20 protein-coding genes are annotated in these 16,396 nt (G+C 66.5%); 9 read left to right on the top strand and 11 right to left on the bottom strand.

The genetic code is table 11. The annotated features are described in order from the left end of the window. Positions 1 to 32 precede the first annotated feature (32 nt). From AC1D2L_RS19610 to AC1D2L_RS19600, 3 genes are all read right to left on the bottom strand, one after another. Positions 33 to 227 (bottom strand): hypothetical protein, encoded by a 195-nt coding sequence (locus tag AC1D2L_RS19610; protein WP_476847577.1) that lies wholly within the window; start codon positions 225 to 227, stop codon positions 33 to 35. Continuing rightward, entirely contained in the window at positions 224 to 472 is a 249-nt protein-coding gene (locus AC1D2L_RS19605) for a zinc-finger domain-containing protein (protein WP_476847576.1), read from the bottom strand. The genes AC1D2L_RS19610 and AC1D2L_RS19605 overlap by 4 nt, the downstream gene beginning before the upstream one ends. A 75-nt stretch (positions 473 to 547) precedes the next feature. Then, on the bottom strand, positions 548 to 1,531 hold the full coding sequence (locus AC1D2L_RS19600) for a heparan-alpha-glucosaminide N-acetyltransferase (protein ID WP_476847575.1): 984 nt from the start codon (positions 1,529 to 1,531) through the stop codon (positions 548 to 550). Positions 1,532 to 1,628: 97 nt separating this feature from the next. On the opposite strand from AC1D2L_RS19600, the gene AC1D2L_RS19595 reads away from it, so the two are divergent. Beyond that, positions 1,629 to 2,396 carry an alpha/beta fold hydrolase gene (locus AC1D2L_RS19595; protein WP_476847574.1) on the top strand — a complete coding sequence of 256 codons (768 nt, stop codon included), beginning with the start codon at positions 1,629 to 1,631 and terminating at the stop codon, positions 2,394 to 2,396. Between the two features lie 178 nt (positions 2,397 to 2,574). Further along, the gene (gene cysE / locus AC1D2L_RS19590) at positions 2,575 to 3,423 is read left to right on the top strand and encodes a serine O-acetyltransferase (RefSeq protein WP_476847573.1); all 849 of its coding nucleotides are present in this window, start codon (positions 2,575 to 2,577) and stop codon (positions 3,421 to 3,423) included. Between the two features lie 8 nt (positions 3,424 to 3,431). Here the strand turns inward: cysE and AC1D2L_RS19585 are convergent, their stop codons facing one another. Then, positions 3,432 to 4,319 (bottom strand): LysR substrate-binding domain-containing protein, encoded by an 888-nt coding sequence (locus AC1D2L_RS19585; protein WP_476847572.1) that lies wholly within the window; start codon positions 4,317 to 4,319, stop codon positions 3,432 to 3,434. 273 nt (positions 4,320 to 4,592) lie between these two features. On the opposite strand from AC1D2L_RS19585, the gene AC1D2L_RS19580 reads away from it, so the two are divergent. After that, a complete protein-coding gene (locus AC1D2L_RS19580; protein WP_476847571.1) occupies positions 4,593 to 5,915 on the top strand; it encodes an aminotransferase class I/II-fold pyridoxal phosphate-dependent enzyme in 1,323 nt (440 codons plus the stop codon). A 15-nt stretch (positions 5,916 to 5,930) separates the two neighbouring features. On the opposite strand, the gene AC1D2L_RS19575 is transcribed toward AC1D2L_RS19580, so the two are convergent. Beyond that, on the bottom strand, positions 5,931 to 6,248 hold the full coding sequence (locus tag AC1D2L_RS19575) for a hypothetical protein (protein WP_476847570.1): 318 nt from the start codon (positions 6,246 to 6,248) through the stop codon (positions 5,931 to 5,933). A gap of 270 nt (positions 6,249 to 6,518) precedes the next feature. Between AC1D2L_RS19575 and AC1D2L_RS19570 the strand changes: the two genes are divergently transcribed. After that, a complete protein-coding gene (locus AC1D2L_RS19570) occupies positions 6,519 to 7,172 on the top strand; it encodes a hypothetical protein (protein ID WP_476847569.1) in 654 nt (217 codons plus the stop codon). On the opposite strand, the gene AC1D2L_RS19565 is transcribed toward AC1D2L_RS19570, so the two are convergent. Beyond that, positions 7,148 to 8,527: a serine hydrolase domain-containing protein gene (locus tag AC1D2L_RS19565; RefSeq protein ID WP_476847568.1), complete on the bottom strand. Its 1,380-nt coding sequence runs from the start codon at positions 8,525 to 8,527 to the stop codon at positions 7,148 to 7,150. The two genes, AC1D2L_RS19570 and AC1D2L_RS19565, sit on opposite strands and share 25 nt — an antisense overlap. A gap of 185 nt (positions 8,528 to 8,712) precedes the next feature. Between AC1D2L_RS19565 and AC1D2L_RS19560 the strand changes: the two genes are divergently transcribed. Beyond that, the gene (locus tag AC1D2L_RS19560; protein ID WP_476847567.1) at positions 8,713 to 8,925 is read left to right on the top strand and encodes a DUF3126 family protein; all 213 of its coding nucleotides are present in this window, start codon (positions 8,713 to 8,715) and stop codon (positions 8,923 to 8,925) included. A 97-nt stretch (positions 8,926 to 9,022) separates the two neighbouring features. Here AC1D2L_RS19560 and AC1D2L_RS19555 read toward each other — a convergent pair whose 3' ends face one another. Beyond that, the gene (locus tag AC1D2L_RS19555) at positions 9,023 to 9,745 is read right to left on the bottom strand and encodes a hypothetical protein (protein WP_476847566.1); all 723 of its coding nucleotides are present in this window, start codon (positions 9,743 to 9,745) and stop codon (positions 9,023 to 9,025) included. A 198-nt stretch (positions 9,746 to 9,943) separates the two neighbouring features. Between AC1D2L_RS19555 and AC1D2L_RS19550 the strand changes: the two genes are divergently transcribed. Next, complete coding sequence (locus AC1D2L_RS19550) at positions 9,944 to 10,273, top strand: DUF6949 family protein (protein ID WP_476847565.1); 330 nt, start codon at positions 9,944 to 9,946, stop codon at positions 10,271 to 10,273. A gap of 57 nt (positions 10,274 to 10,330) precedes the next feature. Beyond that, on the top strand, positions 10,331 to 10,861 hold the full coding sequence (locus tag AC1D2L_RS19545; protein WP_476847564.1) for a gamma carbonic anhydrase family protein: 531 nt from the start codon (positions 10,331 to 10,333) through the stop codon (positions 10,859 to 10,861). Between the two features lie 180 nt (positions 10,862 to 11,041). On the opposite strand, the gene AC1D2L_RS19540 is transcribed toward AC1D2L_RS19545, so the two are convergent. The 3 genes from AC1D2L_RS19540 to AC1D2L_RS19530 all read right to left on the bottom strand — a co-directional run bounded on the left by AC1D2L_RS19540 (position 11,042) and on the right by AC1D2L_RS19530 (position 13,422). After that, positions 11,042 to 11,674, bottom strand: a complete 633-nt coding sequence (locus tag AC1D2L_RS19540) for a transglutaminase-like cysteine peptidase (RefSeq protein ID WP_476847563.1) — start codon at positions 11,672 to 11,674, stop codon at positions 11,042 to 11,044. 499 nt (positions 11,675 to 12,173) lie between these two features. Next, positions 12,174 to 12,788 carry a PilZ domain-containing protein gene (locus AC1D2L_RS19535; protein WP_476847562.1) on the bottom strand — a complete coding sequence of 205 codons (615 nt, stop codon included), beginning with the start codon at positions 12,786 to 12,788 and terminating at the stop codon, positions 12,174 to 12,176. Between the two features lie 61 nt (positions 12,789 to 12,849). Next, the gene (locus AC1D2L_RS19530) at positions 12,850 to 13,422 is read right to left on the bottom strand and encodes a PAS domain-containing protein (protein ID WP_476847561.1); all 573 of its coding nucleotides are present in this window, start codon (positions 13,420 to 13,422) and stop codon (positions 12,850 to 12,852) included. A 415-nt stretch (positions 13,423 to 13,837) separates the two neighbouring features. On the opposite strand from AC1D2L_RS19530, the gene AC1D2L_RS19525 reads away from it, so the two are divergent. Together AC1D2L_RS19525 and AC1D2L_RS19520 are read left to right on the top strand one after the other, a co-directional pair. Then, a complete protein-coding gene (locus AC1D2L_RS19525; RefSeq protein ID WP_476847560.1) occupies positions 13,838 to 14,677 on the top strand; it encodes a rhomboid family intramembrane serine protease in 840 nt (279 codons plus the stop codon). Positions 14,678 to 14,843: 166 nt separating this feature from the next. Beyond that, positions 14,844 to 15,275: a CBS domain-containing protein gene (locus AC1D2L_RS19520; RefSeq protein ID WP_476847559.1), complete on the top strand. Its 432-nt coding sequence runs from the start codon at positions 14,844 to 14,846 to the stop codon at positions 15,273 to 15,275. Positions 15,276 to 15,294: 19 nt separating this feature from the next. Here AC1D2L_RS19520 and AC1D2L_RS19515 read toward each other — a convergent pair whose 3' ends face one another. Then, positions 15,295 to 16,266: a patatin-like phospholipase family protein gene (locus AC1D2L_RS19515; RefSeq protein WP_476847558.1), complete on the bottom strand. Its 972-nt coding sequence runs from the start codon at positions 16,264 to 16,266 to the stop codon at positions 15,295 to 15,297. Positions 16,267 to 16,396 lie beyond the last annotated feature (130 nt).

Genomic DNA, 16,396 nt, shown 5'->3' with positions numbered 1-16,396 from the left:
CTGGCGTCGGCGTGAAAGGGCGACGTGCGGCGTCAGAGCTTGTCGCCGTCGCGATCGGGCGGTGCATCGGGACGGGGCGAGCCCGGGACGGCCCATGTCCGCGCATAGGGTTCTGCCTGGCCCCCGACCCGAGCCGAGGCGTCGAGATTGGCTGGCTGGCAACCGCAGAGCGCGCCGGCCATGACCAGCAGTACAAGCGCGGTCTTGCCTGCCGCCGTCATGGTCACGCGGCCTTGGCTTCGTGATGGGCGCATTCGGGCGGATTGCAGGCTCCGCCCTTCAGTGAGGGCTCGTATTTGAACAGCGTCGAGCAGTACGGACAGATGATCTCGTGGTCCGAGCCCATGTCGAGGAAGACATGCGGGTGGTCGAAAGGTGGCTTGGCGCCGATGCACATGAACTCATGCGCGCCAACGTGGATCACGGCGACGCCGGGGTCGTTGTGGAAATGCGGGATGCCCGTCTCGGCCATGATCGTCGCTCTGTGGCTGTGTGATTTGGCCGCAAACTACAGCGCAGTGCCCCGACGCGCCAGTGCGCGATTGCCTCAGGGGCGCGGCGTGAAGCGGATGGTGCAGGCGCGGGCGAGTTCCGACACACGCGCGCTCTCGCCCGGCGCCAGCGTATTGGCGACCGCCTTGCTCCACAGGTTGTCGCTCTTGAGGCTGTCTACGGTACAGGCGCAGAGCTTTTCGCAGGCGTCCGCGCTGACGGCGCTGGTAGCGCAACTGCGCTGGCATGAGTGCATGAAACTGCGCTCCTCGGAGGGCGGTGCGGCCAGGAGGGGCATAGCCAGCATCAGGAGGCCGATGAAGATGGGCTGGTGCAGGAGATAGACGAGAAGGCTATGCCGCCCGCCCCACGAGATAAGGCGCGAGACCGCCGAACGCGGACGCCAGGCCTGGATCCGCGAGCCCGCGAGATGCGGCAGCGCGAGACGCGCCAGCACCATGCCGGTCAGCACCCAGCCGAACCAGGGCAGAACCGGTACGAAGTCGGCGGTGTCCGGCACGTCCCGCGCGAGCCCGAGCCAGAACAGCCAAGGCTGGTCGAACACAGGGGCTGCAATGAGGTGAGGCAGCGCGAAGACGATCAGCGCCGCCCCTGCGACGAGCGCCGTCGGCAGGGCAATGAAGGGCAAAGCGAGCACGCTCGCCAGCGCCACCTGATGCAGGATGCCGAAGAAGATAAAGCTCTCCCGCATCGCAAACCAGGTGCCCAGCGTGACCAGCGCGGCGGCGCCTGCGACCATGGCGAGGCGCCTGAGATAGGCAGGGCGGTTCAGCCCGCCGCGCGTTGCGAGCACGAGGCTGATGCCCACCAGCGTCAGGAAGGACGCCGCGATCGTCCGGGCGAACCAGCGCCAGGCCGGGTCCTGCGGGATGTCGGTCTCGATCATCCCGAAATGCGAGAGATCATAGGCGAAGTGGAAGACGAACATCGCCAGCAGGGCGATGCCGCGCGCCAGATCGACCAGCGCGATTCGGGTTCGGGATTCGGTCGAAACCGGCGGGCTGGCGGCAGTGTCCATAAGCGCATTCATAGGCAAGCTGCGCAGATGCGGCTACCCAAACCGTGCCCGCCATGGCAGGTGACGCCGATCCCCCGCTGCAAAAGTGATTTTCGCCATGCAGAGCTTTTCATCCGACGGCGTCGGCATCGCCTATATCGACCTCGCTCCCACGAGCGACGTCCCCCGCGGCGAGACGGTCGTGCTGGTCCACGGCTTCGGCTCCAGCCACATGGTCAACTGGGTCAATACACAGTGGACCAAGACGCTGACCCATGCCGGCTATCGCGTCGTCGCGCTCGATAATCGCGGCCACGGCCAGAGCGAGAAGCTCTATGAGCCCGCAGCGTATTCCTCGCATGTCATGGCCGAGGATGTGCGCCGGCTGATGGACCATCTCGAGATCCCGCGCGCGGCGGTGATGGGTTACTCGATGGGGGCTCGGATCTCGGCGCATCTGGCGCTCGCCCATCCGCAGCGCCTCAAGGGCCTGCTGCTCGGCGGGCTCGGTATTCATCTCGTCGAGGGCGTTGGCCTGCCGCTGGGCATCGCCGACGCGATGGAAGCGCCTTCGCTCGATGGGCTCACCGATCCGATGCAGCGCATGTTCCGGGCCTTCGCCGATGCGACCAAAAGCGACCTAAAGGCGCTCGCTGCCTGTATCCGCGGCTCGCGGCAGACGCTGACGGTCGAGCAGGTCGGGCGCATCGCGGTGCCGACCCTCGTCAGCGTCGGCACGAAGGACGATGTCGCAGGCTCCGGGCCGGAGCTGGCGGCGCTGATCCCCGATGCCGAAGCGTTCGACATCGATGGGCGCGACCATAATCTCGCGGTCGGCGACAAGACCCACAAGCAGGCGGTACTTCAGTTCCTCGCTCGACTGTGAAGGCTGGCGGGTAGGGCTGGAAGATCAAGCATCATCAACAGCTTGCCGATGGTTTCTGCCGCGCTGATTCAAGTGCTTGCGTCCTTGAATCAAGTGCCTTGCATCAGAACCTTTGGCGGGTAACCGCGCGGATGTGCTAGAAGACGCATCCATGCGGACAGGAATCCGGAGAACGATCATGGCGTCTGGACGCTCTGTCATAGAATCCCGCGACCCCGCCACGGGCCTCGACCGGCTCGACCCCGTCTGGGCCCGCCTCCGTCGCGAGGCCGAGGCTGCGGTGGCGGCCGAGCCGTCGCTGGCTGGTCTCATCATGGCGTCGGTGCTCAACCAGCCCAGCTTCGAGCTGGCTGTCAGCCATCGCGTCGCGGCCCGCATTGGCCACCCCGCGGTTTTGTCCGACCTGATCGAGCAGGCCTTTGCCGAGGCGTTCGCTGCCGATCCGGAGATCGGGCAGGGCATGCGCGCCGACGTGCTGGCGGTTCTCGACCGCGACCCTGCCTGCTACCGGGTGCTCGAGCCCGTGCTGTTCTTCAAGGGTTTCCACGCCCTGCAGTGCCACCGGTTGGCGCATTGGCTGCATCGGCAGGGCCGGCGCGATTTCGCGCTCTATCTGCAAAGCCGTTCCTCGGAGGTCTTCCAGACCGACATCAATCCAGCTGCGAAGATCGGCAAGGGCGTGTTCCTCGATCACGCGACCGGGCTGGTCGTCGGCGAGACCGCGGTCGTCGAGGACAATGTCTCGATGCTGCACAGCGTGACGCTCGGCGGCACCGGCAAGCAGGGCGGCGACCGCCATCCCAAGATCCGCAAGGGCGTGCTGATCGGCGCGGGCGCAAAGATCCTCGGCAATATCGAGATCGGCCAGTGCTCGCGCGTCGCTGCGGGCTCGGTCGTGCTGCAGAGCGTGCCGCGCAACAAGACGGTCGCTGGCGTGCCGGCGAAGGTTGTCGGCGATGCCGGTTGTGCCGAGCCGTCGCGCTCGATGGACCAGATCCTGCTGGGCGATCTCGGCGGACATATCTGACCGCGTTTTCAGCCTGCCAGCAGGCTGTGCGCGACATCGAGCCGGCCTGAATGGGCGCTCGACCCTGTGTTGAGCGTCAGGGTCAGCGCATCGCCGGTGGGCATGCGTTCCTCGAACGGCGCGACCAGTCTGCCATCGCGCAGATGCGGCTCGATCAGGCTGAGGCGCCCCATGAGCACGCCTGAACCAGCCAGCGCAGCATCGAGTGCAAGGCTGTAGAGCGAGAAGGACGGTCCGCGCGCCGGGTCCACTTTTACGGGGATTCCGACGAAGGCGAGCCAGCGCTGCCAATCCGAGCGCCAGACGGCGTCGTGCAGCAAGGACACGCTCCGCAGGTCCTCGGGCGTCCGCAAACGCGCCGCCAGCGCGGGGGCGCAAACCGGCAGTAGCGAGTCGGGGGTGAGTGCAAGCGCGTCGGGCGGCGCGGCATCGCTGGCGAGATAAAACAGAGAGAGGTCATGCGGCTCGCGGCGTGGGTCCGGTGGTTGCTCCATGGCCGAGACGGAGATCTGAAGGCCGGGAAACGCCGCCTGCAACGCGCTGAGCCGTGGCGAAAGCCAGAGCTGGGCGATGCAGGGCAGGGCCGCGATGGTCAGGGCACGGCCCTCATGGCCGGCGCGGAGATCCTGCACAGCCTGGCCCAGCACATCAAAGCCTCTGGTGAGTTTCGGTAGGGCCTCGCGGGCACCGGAGGTGAGCTCGACGCCCTGCGCCAGGCGGCGAAACAGCGCAAAGCCGAGCCAGGCTTCGAGCTGCCTGATCTGCTGCGTGACAGCGCCGGCCGTGACGCCCAACTCCTCAGCGGCCTTGACGAAACTCTCGCAGCGCGCCGCAGCCTCGAAGGCGCGCAAGGCATTCAGCGAGGGCAGGCGGGCGCGCGGCGGCTTTACGGGCATGCTTCGTCCTTATCCATCGCCAGCCCTCATCCTGAGGCGCGCCGCAGGCGCGTCTCGAAGGATGCTCCAGAAACGTCCGGAGGGCCCTAGCCATCCTTCGGGACGCCGCTTCGCAGCTCCTCAGGATGAGGGCTGCGGATTGGTCGACGCTTCGCTTGAGCCTTAGAAATTCTCTATCTCCCGACGATGAATACTGGTTTGCGGAAGGGCTGGCAAACCGCTCCAATCATGCTGGTTCCGCGGCCTGGCCGCGTTGATGGCGAGGGGATTTTCATGACGGCTCTGGGCAGGCGCGACTGGGTTCCGCAAGCGAGCGAAGACTATGTGCTGCGGATCGCCGGAGAGACGGCCGGCCAGCCCCTCGACGCGATCGAGGCGCGCATCGCAGCGCTTACGACCGAAAACCGCAATATCCACGAGCGCGACTGCGTCAACCTGAACCCCGCCACCAATGTGATGAACCCGCGCGCAGAAGCGGTGCTCGCGGCCGGGCTCGGCGCACGGCCCTCGCTCGGCTATCCCGGCGACAAATACGAGATGGGGCTGGAGGCGATCGAGCAGATCGAGATTATCGCCGCCGAACTTGCAGCCGAGGTCTTTGGCGCGAAATTTGCCGAGATCCGTGTGCCATCCGGCGCGATCGCGAACCTCTATGCCTTCATGATCGCGGCGAAGGCAGGCGATTGCATCATCGCGCCGCCCGGCGAGATCGGCGGGCATGTTACTCATCACGTCGCGGGCGCAGCGGGGCTCTATGGCATCGTCACCCATCCGGCTCCCGTGGACCCGGTCAACTACACCGTCGATCTCGAGAAGCTGCGCGCCGATGCGCTGCGGCTCAGGCCCAAGATGATCTCGATCGGTGGCAGCCTGAACCTGTTCGCGCATCCCATCCGCGAGATCCGCGCGATTGCCGACGAGGTCGGCGCGCTCGTGCTGTTCGACGCCGCGCATATGTCGGGCATGATCGCCGGGCATGGCTGGCAGCAGCCGCTGGAGGAAGGCGCCCATCTGATGACGATGAGCACCTATAAGAGCCTCGGCGGGCCGCCTTCGGGCCTGATCGTGACCAATGACGCGGATATCGCCAGGCGGCTCGACGCGGTCGCCTATCCCGGCCTCACTGCGAATTTCGACGCGGCGAAGTCGGCCTCGCTGGCGCTCACGCTGCTGGACTGGAAGGCCCATGGCCGGGCTTACGCGAAAATGATGGCCGATACCGCCAGGGCGCTCGGCGAGGCGCTCGTCGAGCGGCAGGTGCCGGTCTTCGCCAGGAATCGCGGCATTACGACCTCGCACCAGTTCGCCATCGAGGCGGCGCCCTATGGCGGCGGCCAGGCGGCGGCTAAAAAGCTGCGCGACATCAATATCCTGAGCTGCGGAATCGGCCTGCCGCTGGCGGCTGTGCCGGGCGACGTCAACGGGCTTCGTCTCGGCACGCCCGAGATCGTGCGCTTCGGCATGACGCCGGCCGATATGCCCGAGCTTGCGGGCTATATCGCCGAAGGGCTGAGCGGCTCGCGGCCAGCCGAGGCCGTGGCGAAGGATGTCACCGCCTTCCGCAGCCGCTTCCGGACGCTGCATTTCATGCGCTGAGGTGGCCTGTGCGTTTCAGGAATCGCCGCCGGGCGCGAAGAAGCACAGGAGATCGCCGGCATCGTTGATGCACAGATGCCATTGGCCGTCGGGCGACGGCGTCGCCTTCTTGTAGGGAATGTCGAGGACCAGCGCCTTGCGGCGCTCGGTCGGCCACATCGGATGCGTGCCGGGCTCGACCGTGACGACGAAGCCCGAGCGAGTCTCGCGGACCATCTCGGGCTCGATGCGCGCGCAATCGGCCCCCGAGCAGCAATAGAAGGGATATTCCCAGCCGCTCGCAGCCTGGTGGGGAAGCGCTTGCGTCGCTGCCACGGCCAACGAAGCGGACATGGCGATCGTCGCAAACACGCGCATCAGCCGACCCTCTCAGGCGATGCTGCGTTCGGAAGGCGGCGAATGCGTGGCGGGCGCTGCGCTCGCCCTGCGCGCTTTCCGCCGATTCCAGCTGCCCCTCGGGGTCTGGCCAGATCGCATCGGAATCGCGAGTTACCCCGGAATATCCGGCCATCCAGCCGGCGGTGCCTGCCGTAGAGTAATGCTTGTAAACGACGGGATCATGGTGTCGTTGCTGATCTCCTGCAGGGCGACCTCGACCAGAGCATGATCGCAATCCTGTTCCAGGGTGTCGTCAGCGGCATCGTGCTTGCCTGGCCGGCCCATGCCGTCTGGCCGGAGCCGCCAGCTGCGGCTGATCTCGAGCAGGTCGCGTCTCCACTCCCAGCGCAGGTCGATAATCCGATCGGGCGTGCGCTCGCCAATGCGCTGATCTTGCTGGTCGCGGTCACTATCTGCCTCACCAAGAGCGCGTTCTCGTCGGCGGTCGTCTTCCCGATCACGGTGGCGTCGCTGTTGCTTCAGCTCGATCTGGCGACCTCTGCGCGGGCGGCGACCGGGCTTGTCGTGGTCAATCTGCTGGGCGGTGTCCTGGCCTCGCTGGCGTTCAGCGTCGTCTATGCCGGGGCGCTTACGACGTTCCTGATCCTCTTCGGTACAGGGATATCGCCATTGCCGGCGTCGACACCGGACTCGTTCACGACACGGGTCAGCTTCATGCCGCTAGCCGTCGCCCATACGCTATGCATGACGGCGTTGTTCTGGTTGCGACCTGCGGCGCGGAGGGTCGGCGAGGCGCCGGCCTGTCTCCGCGAGCGGCGGGGCTGTTGCGTCCGTCCAAAGGGGCGAAATCCTCGGGTCTGCTCCGGGCGCGGCCCGAGGATCGTGGCGCCCCGCTACGCCTTCACGGGCTCGCCGTAGCGTCCCGTCATTTCGGCCTGCAGAGCCGCCTCGGTCAGGAGATGACCTCCGCCGAGCCAGACCGATTCGACTTCGCCCTTGCCGTCGCGGATGAGGCGCGCCGTCTCGCCGGGGCTGTTGAAGCCTGAGGCGCGGGTGAAGCGGCCGAGATCGGGCGCTTCGATCCTGAGTTCAGGCGCATCGAGCAGAGGCGTGAAGGTGGCGGGAAGGGCGCAGAGCACCTTGTCTGCGAAGGGCACGAGGTCCGTCGCGCCCCAGAGCGTCCACCAACGGCCCGTCCAGCCTTGCGTCGTCCCGGAGGGCGCTCCGAGCTCGGAGAAGCGCTTGAGGATGTGGATCACGCCGTCGAGCCAGGGATGCGCCAAGCCGTCGCTGGCGTTGGTCAGGACCGAGATGGTCAGGTTCTGCTCGGGCAGGATCGCCGTGCGGGTGATGACGCCCTGGAAGCCGCCGGAATGGCCGAACCAGCGCCAGTCGCCTTCGCCGCCCGATATGGTGCCCAGACCGTAATGGCGGCCGAGGCTGCTTTCGTCGTCGGACCAGAGGCGGCGTGCCATCTCGCGGCGGCTCAGCGGCGAGAGGATGCTGCGCTCCGCCTTGGGCGAGAGCTGCGCGAAAAAGCGCGCGACATCGGCCGCCGTACCGACGAAGCCTGTCGCGGAGGCCATGTCGTTGCCGCGACTGTCGGCCGGGATGACATAGCGACCCCGAATCGGCTGGGCCGCGCTGTGGCCCTTGGCGCGCGGGCGGGCGCCCCAATACTGGATGTCGGGGGTGGCCTCGGTCAGGCCGGCGGCGGCGACGACATTGGTGGCGATCCAGTCGTCATAGCTCTCGCCGGTGACGGCTGCGATGACGAGTCCGAGCAGTCCGAAGCCGTGGTTGGAGTATTTGAAGCGCTGCGAGGCGGGCAGCACAGGAGCCAGGGCGAGATCGGCCAGCAGTTCCGCCTTGCTGAGGAATGGCTTTCGATCCTGGAACTGGCCGCTGTTGGCGCCGTCGCGGGTCAGGCCGGCACTATTTGAGAGCAGGTGCCTCAGCGTGACGGCCGCGACCTCCGGATGAAGGCCATCGACAAAGCTGCCCACGGGATTGTCGAGCCTGAGCTTCCCGTCTTCGACCAGGCGCATGATGCCGGTGGCCGTGAAGGTCTTCGAATGCGAGGCGATGCGGAAGCCGTGGCGGGGCGTCAGGGCCTCGCCTGTCGCGAGGTCGGCCGTGCCGAAGGCGGCTTCGAGCACGATCTCGGAGCCGTGGGCGATCGCGACGGAGCAGCCGGGCTGGCCGTGATGGCGACGCTGGAACGCAAGCCAGCTCGAGACATAGTTCAGGGCAGAAGGCAGCCAGGGCGTCATGTTCAGATCCATGGTAAGGCAGGAGCAGTGCAAGCTTGGCACGATCCCTCACATAACGGCAGGGGGGAGGGCGCGGGGGCATGCGGCGCCGGCGCGACTCCGGTTCAGGAGTGGACGGGCGCGTTTTGCTTGCCCTCGCCCGCCTGCCATGGCATCGGTCCCGCCACTCTGAAAGGACCGAGACCGTGGACAAGACAGAACTCGCCAAGCTTGAAGGCTACCTGCGCCGCACCTTCGCCAACCACGCCATTAGCGTGCGGGCGCGCATGAAGAAGAACGATTCGGCCGAGGTCTACCTGGGCGAAGAGTTCATCGGCATCATCCATGTCGACGACGAGGACGGCGATCGCTCGTTCAACTTCACCATGGCGATCCTCGACGTCGACCTCGAGGATTGAGCCCTCACATGGGAGGTTTTTCTAAACCTCCCCAGCGCTCATGCCGCGAGACGCCGCCCTGAGGCGTCCCGGGTCGGGGCTCAGCTTCGCGAGGCTGTCAGCGCATCATTCCGTCGATGGTGCGCCTGATGCCGCCGAGCATGAGCTCCCAGTCGGCTATGATGCCACGCGGGAAGCGGATGTTCACGTCCAGCCCGCGATGGCGAAACGTGACGCGGCACAGTTCGTCGAGGCTGGCGGTGGCGGCCGTATCCATCGGGCAGCGCGCCGCAAAGCCGCGACCGTCGGGCACAGAGACATAGAGTTCGTCGCCCTCATAGGGCGAACCCTTGCGGAAGCCGCGCACGACGAGACCGCCGGGATTGGACCAGACTGTAGGCGTCAGGAACCGCGCATAGACCGCGAGCTGCGTCGCCGGCTCATTGACCTTGTCGGGCGGGCTCAGCGTGACCAGCAGGCGGCTGCGGCTCTGCGCCTGTGCAGGCCCGAGGCTGGGCCAGTCGAGCCGGAGGCGGATCATCCCGACGAGACGCGAGGCGTCGTCGGGCTCCGTCCCCGTCAGGTTCTGCGGCACTATCAGGCTCACCTGGCCCACACGCGCCGGCTGAAGCGCGACGAGACCGTCATCGGCCTGGCCGCGATGCAGCAGGGCAGCCCCGGTCAGGCCGGCCCCGGCGACAAGGATGGCCAAGGCGACCTTCCACAGGGCCTTGTCGGCACGCGGCAACGGAGCGGGGCGGCGCTTGAGGCGGGCGCGCACCATGCCGGTCAGTTCGGCGGCCAGATGCGCGGTATGCGGATGCGGAAGTGATGCAGTCACGGGAGCGGCGCCTTCAGGATCGAGTAGCGGCAGTCAAGCAGAGCGGCCTTAAAACCTCGTAAACCATGATCGGCTACCCGCATCCCGCCGGCCCAACGGTCAAAAGCGGCGCCTGCAGTTAACCATTGGGCAGGACTTTTCTTCACACTTCCTAAACCATGCGGCATTCTGGCGGTGGTCCCGTCCGGAGTTGCTGTCGTGTCGATCGAACCCGCTGCGTATCAGGCGCTCCAATCGCTCTTCGTGGGTTTCGCCTTCGCTGGTCTGCTGGCCAGCGCTTTCGAGCTGTTCACCGCCAGGCGCGCCGATTTCCGCCTGCTCGAAGCCGGCGGAATAGCAGCAGTCGCGAGCGTGCCGGTCGTGGTCTTCAGCGCGCCCTTCCTGATCCTGCGCAACACGGTGCGCGGACGGCAGATCGAGGGCAGGCCCTTCGCCTTCGTGATGCTGGCGAGCATGATCGCATCGCTGTGGAGCATAGCCTCGGGTCGCGTGGTGCTCGATCTCCTGCAATTTCTCGGCGGCGCTTGACGCGCGCGGGCTCCAGCCTGCAATCCTGCCAGCACCTGCTGGAAGGAGCTTTTGGCCATGCCGCTCTACGCGCTCGACGGAACTGCCCCGGAAACGCCGCCCCAGGGCAGCTGGTGGCTAGCGCCCGATGCACACCTCGTCGGCAGAGTCCGGATCTCGGCCGCCGTCGGGATCTGGTTCGGCGCCGTGCTGCGCGGCGACAATGAGTGGATCGAGATCGGCGAAGGCAGCAACATCCAGGAAGGCTGCGTGCTCCACACTGACATGGGGTTTCCGCTTCGCGTCGGCGCCAACTGCACCATCGGGCATCGCGCCATCCTGCATGGCTGCATCATCGGCGAGAACAGTCTCGTGGGCATGGGGGCGACCGTCCTGAACGGCGCCAAGATCGGCCGCAACAGCCTCGTCGGCGCCAATGCACTCGTCACCGAGGGCAAGGAGTTTCCCGACAACTCGCTGATCGTGGGCTCGCCCGCACGCGCCATCCGCACGCTGGACGACGCGGCGGCTGCGGGGATCACGGCCTCGGCCCGGGCCTATGTCGCGCGCTGGAAACAGTTCGCTGCCGGCATGACGCGGATCGACTGACGGCGCTTCAAAACAGAGCGGGCCGACTCCTCGGGGGGAGGAGCCGGCCCTGTGGCGAAACCCGGCCTGGGGACGGGTGGGGAGGGGACGTGACCAAGTCTCGCCGTCCATTCGAGGTCGCCCTTTGGCGGGCTGGCCTCGTTCCTTGGCCGCAGCCGCCTGGCTGCGGAGAGATGTCGGTCAGCGCACCGAGGCGACGGTCGGCGTCTGGGCGCCACCGAGCGAGGTCCAGCCTGTCTGGAATTGCGACTCGCGCTTGACGTAGACGTAGCCGGTCTGGGCCCAGGGCAGGACCGCGTTGCGCTTGTTGTCGAGAATGTAGTCGCCGCGATCGGTGCGGATCATCAGCACGGCATGGCCGGCATTCTCCTCGTCGATCACGACAGTCATCAGCATGGCGCGGCGCGGCACGCCTGCTTCCGCCAGCCGCTTGCGCTTCAGAAGCGCGAAATCCTCGCAGTCGCCCCTGCCATCCTCGGGCAGGTCCCAGCGATCGACGACGCCCCAATGGTCCTCGTCGGTCACGGCCTCGATCTCGCGATTGATCTTGCCGTTGACGGCGAGGATCGTCTTCCAGAGTTTCGGCGTCATCTCGACGCGATCGGCCTCGGCCGTGTTGACCCGGCATTCAGCGGGGCTGCGCTTGCAGAGGTCGCTCCATGCGTAAGGAGCCCGGGCATCGCCGGAGGCTGCGATCGGCGCGCTCGCCACCGGAATGCCGGCCGTCGACTGGGCCTGGACTGCGGGAGCGGCGATCGTGCCGATGAATAGCGCCAGGGCCGGCCCGATGAATTTCGTGTAGTCGATAGGCATGTTGTCCCCTTTCGTGTCCCTGGGGCGAACATGCGCAGTGCCGATGGATTTCGATTGAAACGAATACAAGCAATTGTATGTAATTCGCCGCTCGCCAAGCGGATCATCCGCCAGACTAAACATCGCGGGAATGGCCTCTTAAGAATCGGCGCGATTGGATATAGGGCCTGTTAACCTTGAGAGTTTCGGATCTTTGGGATTAGTGCGGCTGACTGCCTTCGGTGTCGCGACGCTGCGACGATCGACACGGGTTGGCGGCGCGCGAAGGGAGGTGCCAACCTGGAGCCAAAGGGCAGGTCCTGGCCAGACGATGGGCGCTATGGGCGTTGCATTGCTTCAGAGCGCACGGGCGCCCGGCGCCCCACAGCGTCCGGCGCTTTAGGGCGTCGCTGCCGGCAAGCGCAGCATACCTCAGCGAGGCAGGCTCAAGATCCGGAGGGCGGGTAAGCTGGCGAGGGGGAGGGCGGCGACGAGGCTGAATCCAGCCTTCGGTCGTGCCTCAGAGCTCGAGGTTCTCGTCGAGCAGGTCGGCCGACAGCGGGAAACGGAACTCGGCAGCGAAGCCGCCGTCGAAGCGACGCACGATCTTGGCGGGGGTCGAACCGATCTTGACGGGCGTGCCCATCGGCAGGTCGAGGTCGGTGGAGAGCGCCGCGCCCGAGAGCGAGATGTCGATCACCCGCACGACATGCTCGACGCCATCGTCCATCGTCAGCACCGAGCGCGGATTGCGCGGCACGATGCGCTCATGGCGACGATCCTCGGGCAGCCCGAGGTCCTCGCGGTTGGCGAGCCAGGTCAACTGGGCGGTGAATTTCTCGCGCTTGCGGCTGGTCGCGGTGATGGTCATCGCGAAGCCTTCCATCGTGGTGCGCACTGCGACACCCTCGATGCGGCCGAGATGTTCGAGATAGACGATGACCCGGTCGCCGGGCGCTGCCTTGGCGGGCGCAGCCATGTGCAGGCCGCCGGGCGAGATGTCGATCGACTGGCAGGGATATTCCATGCGGTTGGGCAGCATGTAGCGTCCGAGCAGGACCACCTTCATACGATGATGCCGCCTGCGCTCGGCAGGTCGGGAAGCCGTACGGGGCGTGTGCAGCGCGCTCAACATCTCGGGACCAACCTAATTTCGCGTGATCCTAGAGGTTGTCTGGTTAACGCTCGGTTAGCCTTCATGCCCTCCCGCCGGGGAGAACCATGAATTTCGGCGGGTTCGACCGTAGCGGCGGCGCATGGCGCCGCTGTAGAGGGATCGCAGGCCAAAGCATGCGCAGGGAGATCATACGCACGGAATCCAGCGTGTCGAGACCAAGCCATTCGGGAGTCGTGGTCGGCGACAGCGCACCCAGCACACGGGCATGAGTGCGGCCGCGGTAGCGCAGGGGCAGCAGCAGCAGTTCGAGATAGACCGGTGCGCCGGTCTGGGTCTCGGCCGAGAGCCCGGCGACGGCACCAGCAGTTTCGTCCATGACCGTCTGCACGAGCCGGCGGATCTCGCCTTGCGACTCGACGTCGGGCCACAGGGCCGAGAAGGCACGACCACGAAGCTCGCTTCCGATCAGCGCGCAGATTCGCGTGCCGGCCAGCCGGAAGACCGGGCCGATAGGCTCGTTCTCCAGGACGAAGGTGTCAGCCAATGCATGACGCAAGGCGCCCGGCTCGATCTCGCCGCGCTCGGGGGCAGCGCGCTCTCCACGCAACTCGTCCCAGTACTCGTAGACCAGGCGGGTGCTTGTGTTCTTCATCAGCGCGTCCGTTTTAAGCCAGGCGTCCAGCTTCGCTACGCCAGCGTCCCGCAACGGGGCACAAGCGCTCAAAGCCGAGACAAACCGTCCCTCTTGCGAATCGATGACGCAGGGCGTGTGCCGTCTTGCCATGGGCGGGAGCGGGGCGGCGCGGTTGGGTCCGTTAGGGTTAACGGGAACTTAACGTTGTGGATAACCCGTTAGAATGTAAGCTAAATACGATTAAAATTTGCGGGACTTCAGGGGGCCGTCTTTGGCGTGGGGGAGGGATGTGACCATGGCGCGATCGCATGATCGGGCCGGGCGCAGCCCGGGAAAAGGAGAGCTGAAAGGCTCTCCTTTTTTCGTTCAGTTTCGCAGCCGGGGCCGGGGTCGAGCTTGCCTCCGCTGACGGCTTCGGCAAGGGTTGCGGCACATGTCAGATCCATCCTCCCACGCTGGCGCGCCTCCCGGGCGTGAGCCCATTCTCAACCTTCCGTCCGTCGTCGTCTGGTCGATCGCGCTGCTCGTGCTGATCGAGGCCGGCCGCTCGTTCCTCTCGATCGAGGACGACTACCTGCTGATCTCCTGGCTGTCGTTCGTGCCAGCGCGCTTCACCTTGTGGCTGGCGCCCGATCGCATCGACGAGATCCTCAACGCGCTGACGCAGTCGGGGCAGGGCATGGCGGACCGGCTGCAACTCGCCCGGCTGTTTCTCTCCGATGGCGGGCCCAGGCTCTGGACCCTGCTGAGCTATGGCCTGCTGCACGGCTCCTGGGTCCACCTGATCTCCAACGTGGTCTGGCTTGCGGCTTTCGGCAGTCCCGTGGCGCGCCGTCTCGGCCCAGCGCGGTTCCTCAGCCTGATGGGGCTGTGCACGATCGCGGGTGCGCTGGCGCATTGGTGGTCGCGCGATCTCGACGTGCTGCCGGTGATCGGCGCCTCGGCAGCCGTCTCGGGTGCGACTGCGGCGGCCATCCGCTTCGTCTTTGCGCCGGGGCTGCGCTTCGGCGCGCTCGGCGACGATGCCGTGGTCCGGTCGATTCCCGTCGAGCCGATCGGCCAGCTCTGGCGCAATTCGCGCGCTTTGCTGTTCATCGGGATCTGGTTCGTCACCAATATCCTGTTCGGCTCCGGCCTGGTGCCGATCTTCGGCGAGGAGACCAGCATCGCCTGGGAGGCGCATATCGGCGGGTTCCTCGCCGGCCTGCTGCTGTTCCCGCTGTTCGACCGGGGTGCTGTCAGGCGATCGACGGCAAGGCCCGGCGGGGCCTAGGCTGGAGAGCAGCCTTGCCTGCGCCACGGTCTTCGCCCACACTCGCGACATCGCAAGGGACTGGGACAGCCGCTTCGGCCACGTCGATCCGTCAGCGGCTGGACTCAGGGTCCAGCCGAATCCGTGTGCCGCTCAACGGGCGGCGCCTGACAGGAGGATCGCTACCATGAACGTTGCGCAGCTTCTCGGTGACAAGGGCCATGACGTCGTCTCGGTGCAGCCTCATCGCACCCTGGACGAAGCCATCCAGATTCTGAGCAAGCACCGCATCGGCGCCGTCGTCGTGACCGGGGCGGATGGAGCCTTGATCGGCATATTGTCGGAGCGCGACATCATCCGGGCGATGGGCGAGAGCGGGGCCGCCGCATTGGAGAGCCCGGTGTCGCGAATGATGACGGCCAAGGTCGTGACCTGCCGCCCGCAGACCAGCATCGATGAATTGATGGAGATCATGACGTCGGGCCGCTTCCGCCACCTGCCCGTCGTCGAGAACGGCCGAATCTCGGGCATCGTCTCGATCGGCGACGTGGTGAAGCATCGCGTGGCCGCCATCGAGGCGGAAAGCCGGGCGATGCGCGACTATATCGCGATGGCGTGAAGCCGGAGCGGCTCGCGCCTCAGTCGGTGCCGACGCTGCTGACGGAGAGGATGGTCTCGATCTCTTCGAGCGCGCGCTCGGCCGCCTGGCGGCCGAGTTCGATGGCCTCCTCGGCACGGTGAAAATCGAACAATCCGACGCGGGCCAGCTTGGGGCCGATCATGACGTCGGGCGGATCGCCGGCCAGGCGTGAACGCGAGATGCGATCCTGCGTTATGTTGAAGGCATCCACCATGACTCCGGCGAGGCCCGGACGGTCATTGCTGCGCCCGACCATGCCGCGCACGCGCTTGGCCGCGCCCGTGATGCCGCCGAACCAGCGCGAGGTCGGCCGGACATCGATTTCGGGGAGAATCTCGGGGTCGGGATCGGCGGGGTGGTTCTGGATCGTGGTGCCGCGTCCGGCGAGGTCGCTGTTGAGGTTGACGCAGATCACCACGTCGGCACCGAGTGCGCGGCAGGCCGTGACCGGCACAGGATTGACCAGCGCGCCGTCCATCAGCCAGCGCCCGCCCAGCTTGACCGGGTCGAACACGCCAGGCAACGCATAGGAGGCTCGCAGGGCCTCGACGAGCGGGCCGCGCGTCAGCCAGATCTCGTGGCCAGTGCCGAGCTCGGTGGCGATCGCCACGAAGCGCTGCGGCAGGTCTTCGATGCGCAGGTCGGAGAGGTCACGCTCGAGCAGGCGCTTGAGGCGCCCGCCGGCGATGAGCCCGGCACCGCCAATGTGGAAATCCATCAGCCCGACGACGCGGCGCTTGGTCAGGCTCATGGCGAAATCGCCGAGCTGGGGCAGCTTGCCGGCAGCGAAGCAGCCGCCGACCACTGCACCTATCGAGGTGCCGGCAATGACGTCGGGTCCATAGCCCGCCTCGGTCAGCGCCTGGATCACGCCGATATGGGCCCAGCCGCGGGCCGCTCCACCGCCGAGCGCAAGTCCGATCCGGGGCCTGCTGCGGCGCAGCGGCTCGGCGACCGACATGTCGTTCATGGTTGCCCCACCTCCGCCCAGTCCAAAGGCACGCCTGGCGATGTCATCCCACAACATGGAACCGGTCCTCCGCGGGAGGATCAGGGTCTCAACCGAAGATGACCCAACAATGAATCATCTTGGCTGAAGC

The sequence above is a fragment of the Allobosea sp. P1_B10 genome (assembly GCF_056406735.1).
The sequence above is the reverse complement of the archived record's forward strand: the minus strand, read 5'-3'. Positions and strand labels throughout refer to the sequence as shown.

Excerpts from the sequence above, each read along its gene's own strand:
- AC1D2L_RS19540 (WP_476847563.1), bottom strand. The coding sequence starts at position 11,674 with ATGCCTATCGACTACACGAAATTCATCGGGCCGGCCCTGGCGCTATTC.
- AC1D2L_RS19565 (WP_476847568.1), bottom strand. The coding sequence starts at position 8,527 with ATGACGCCCTGGCTGCCTTCTGCCCTGAACTATGTCTCGAGCTGGCTT.
- AC1D2L_RS19515 (WP_476847558.1), bottom strand. The coding sequence starts at position 16,266 with ATGAACGACATGTCGGTCGCCGAGCCGCTGCGCCGCAGCAGGCCCCGG.
- AC1D2L_RS19600 (WP_476847575.1), bottom strand. The coding sequence starts at position 1,531 with ATGGACACTGCCGCCAGCCCGCCGGTTTCGACCGAATCCCGAACCCGA.
- AC1D2L_RS19520 (WP_476847559.1), top strand. The coding sequence starts at position 14,844 with ATGAACGTTGCGCAGCTTCTCGGTGACAAGGGCCATGACGTCGTCTCG.
- AC1D2L_RS19570 (WP_476847569.1), top strand. The coding sequence starts at position 6,519 with ATGATCGCAATCCTGTTCCAGGGTGTCGTCAGCGGCATCGTGCTTGCC.
- AC1D2L_RS19535 (WP_476847562.1), bottom strand. The coding sequence starts at position 12,788 with ATGTTGAGCGCGCTGCACACGCCCCGTACGGCTTCCCGACCTGCCGAG.
- AC1D2L_RS19530 (WP_476847561.1), bottom strand. The coding sequence starts at position 13,422 with ATGAAGAACACAAGCACCCGCCTGGTCTACGAGTACTGGGACGAGTTG.
- cysE (WP_476847573.1), top strand. The coding sequence starts at position 2,575 with ATGGCGTCTGGACGCTCTGTCATAGAATCCCGCGACCCCGCCACGGGC.
- AC1D2L_RS19595 (WP_476847574.1), top strand. The coding sequence starts at position 1,629 with ATGCAGAGCTTTTCATCCGACGGCGTCGGCATCGCCTATATCGACCTC.
- AC1D2L_RS19575 (WP_476847570.1), bottom strand. The coding sequence starts at position 6,248 with ATGTCCGCTTCGTTGGCCGTGGCAGCGACGCAAGCGCTTCCCCACCAG.
- AC1D2L_RS19585 (WP_476847572.1), bottom strand. The coding sequence starts at position 4,319 with ATGCCCGTAAAGCCGCCGCGCGCCCGCCTGCCCTCGCTGAATGCCTTG.
- AC1D2L_RS19580 (WP_476847571.1), top strand. The coding sequence starts at position 4,593 with ATGACGGCTCTGGGCAGGCGCGACTGGGTTCCGCAAGCGAGCGAAGAC.
- AC1D2L_RS19545 (WP_476847564.1), top strand. The coding sequence starts at position 10,331 with ATGCCGCTCTACGCGCTCGACGGAACTGCCCCGGAAACGCCGCCCCAG.
- AC1D2L_RS19525 (WP_476847560.1), top strand. The coding sequence starts at position 13,838 with ATGTCAGATCCATCCTCCCACGCTGGCGCGCCTCCCGGGCGTGAGCCC.
- AC1D2L_RS19605 (WP_476847576.1), bottom strand. The coding sequence starts at position 472 with ATGGCCGAGACGGGCATCCCGCATTTCCACAACGACCCCGGCGTCGCC.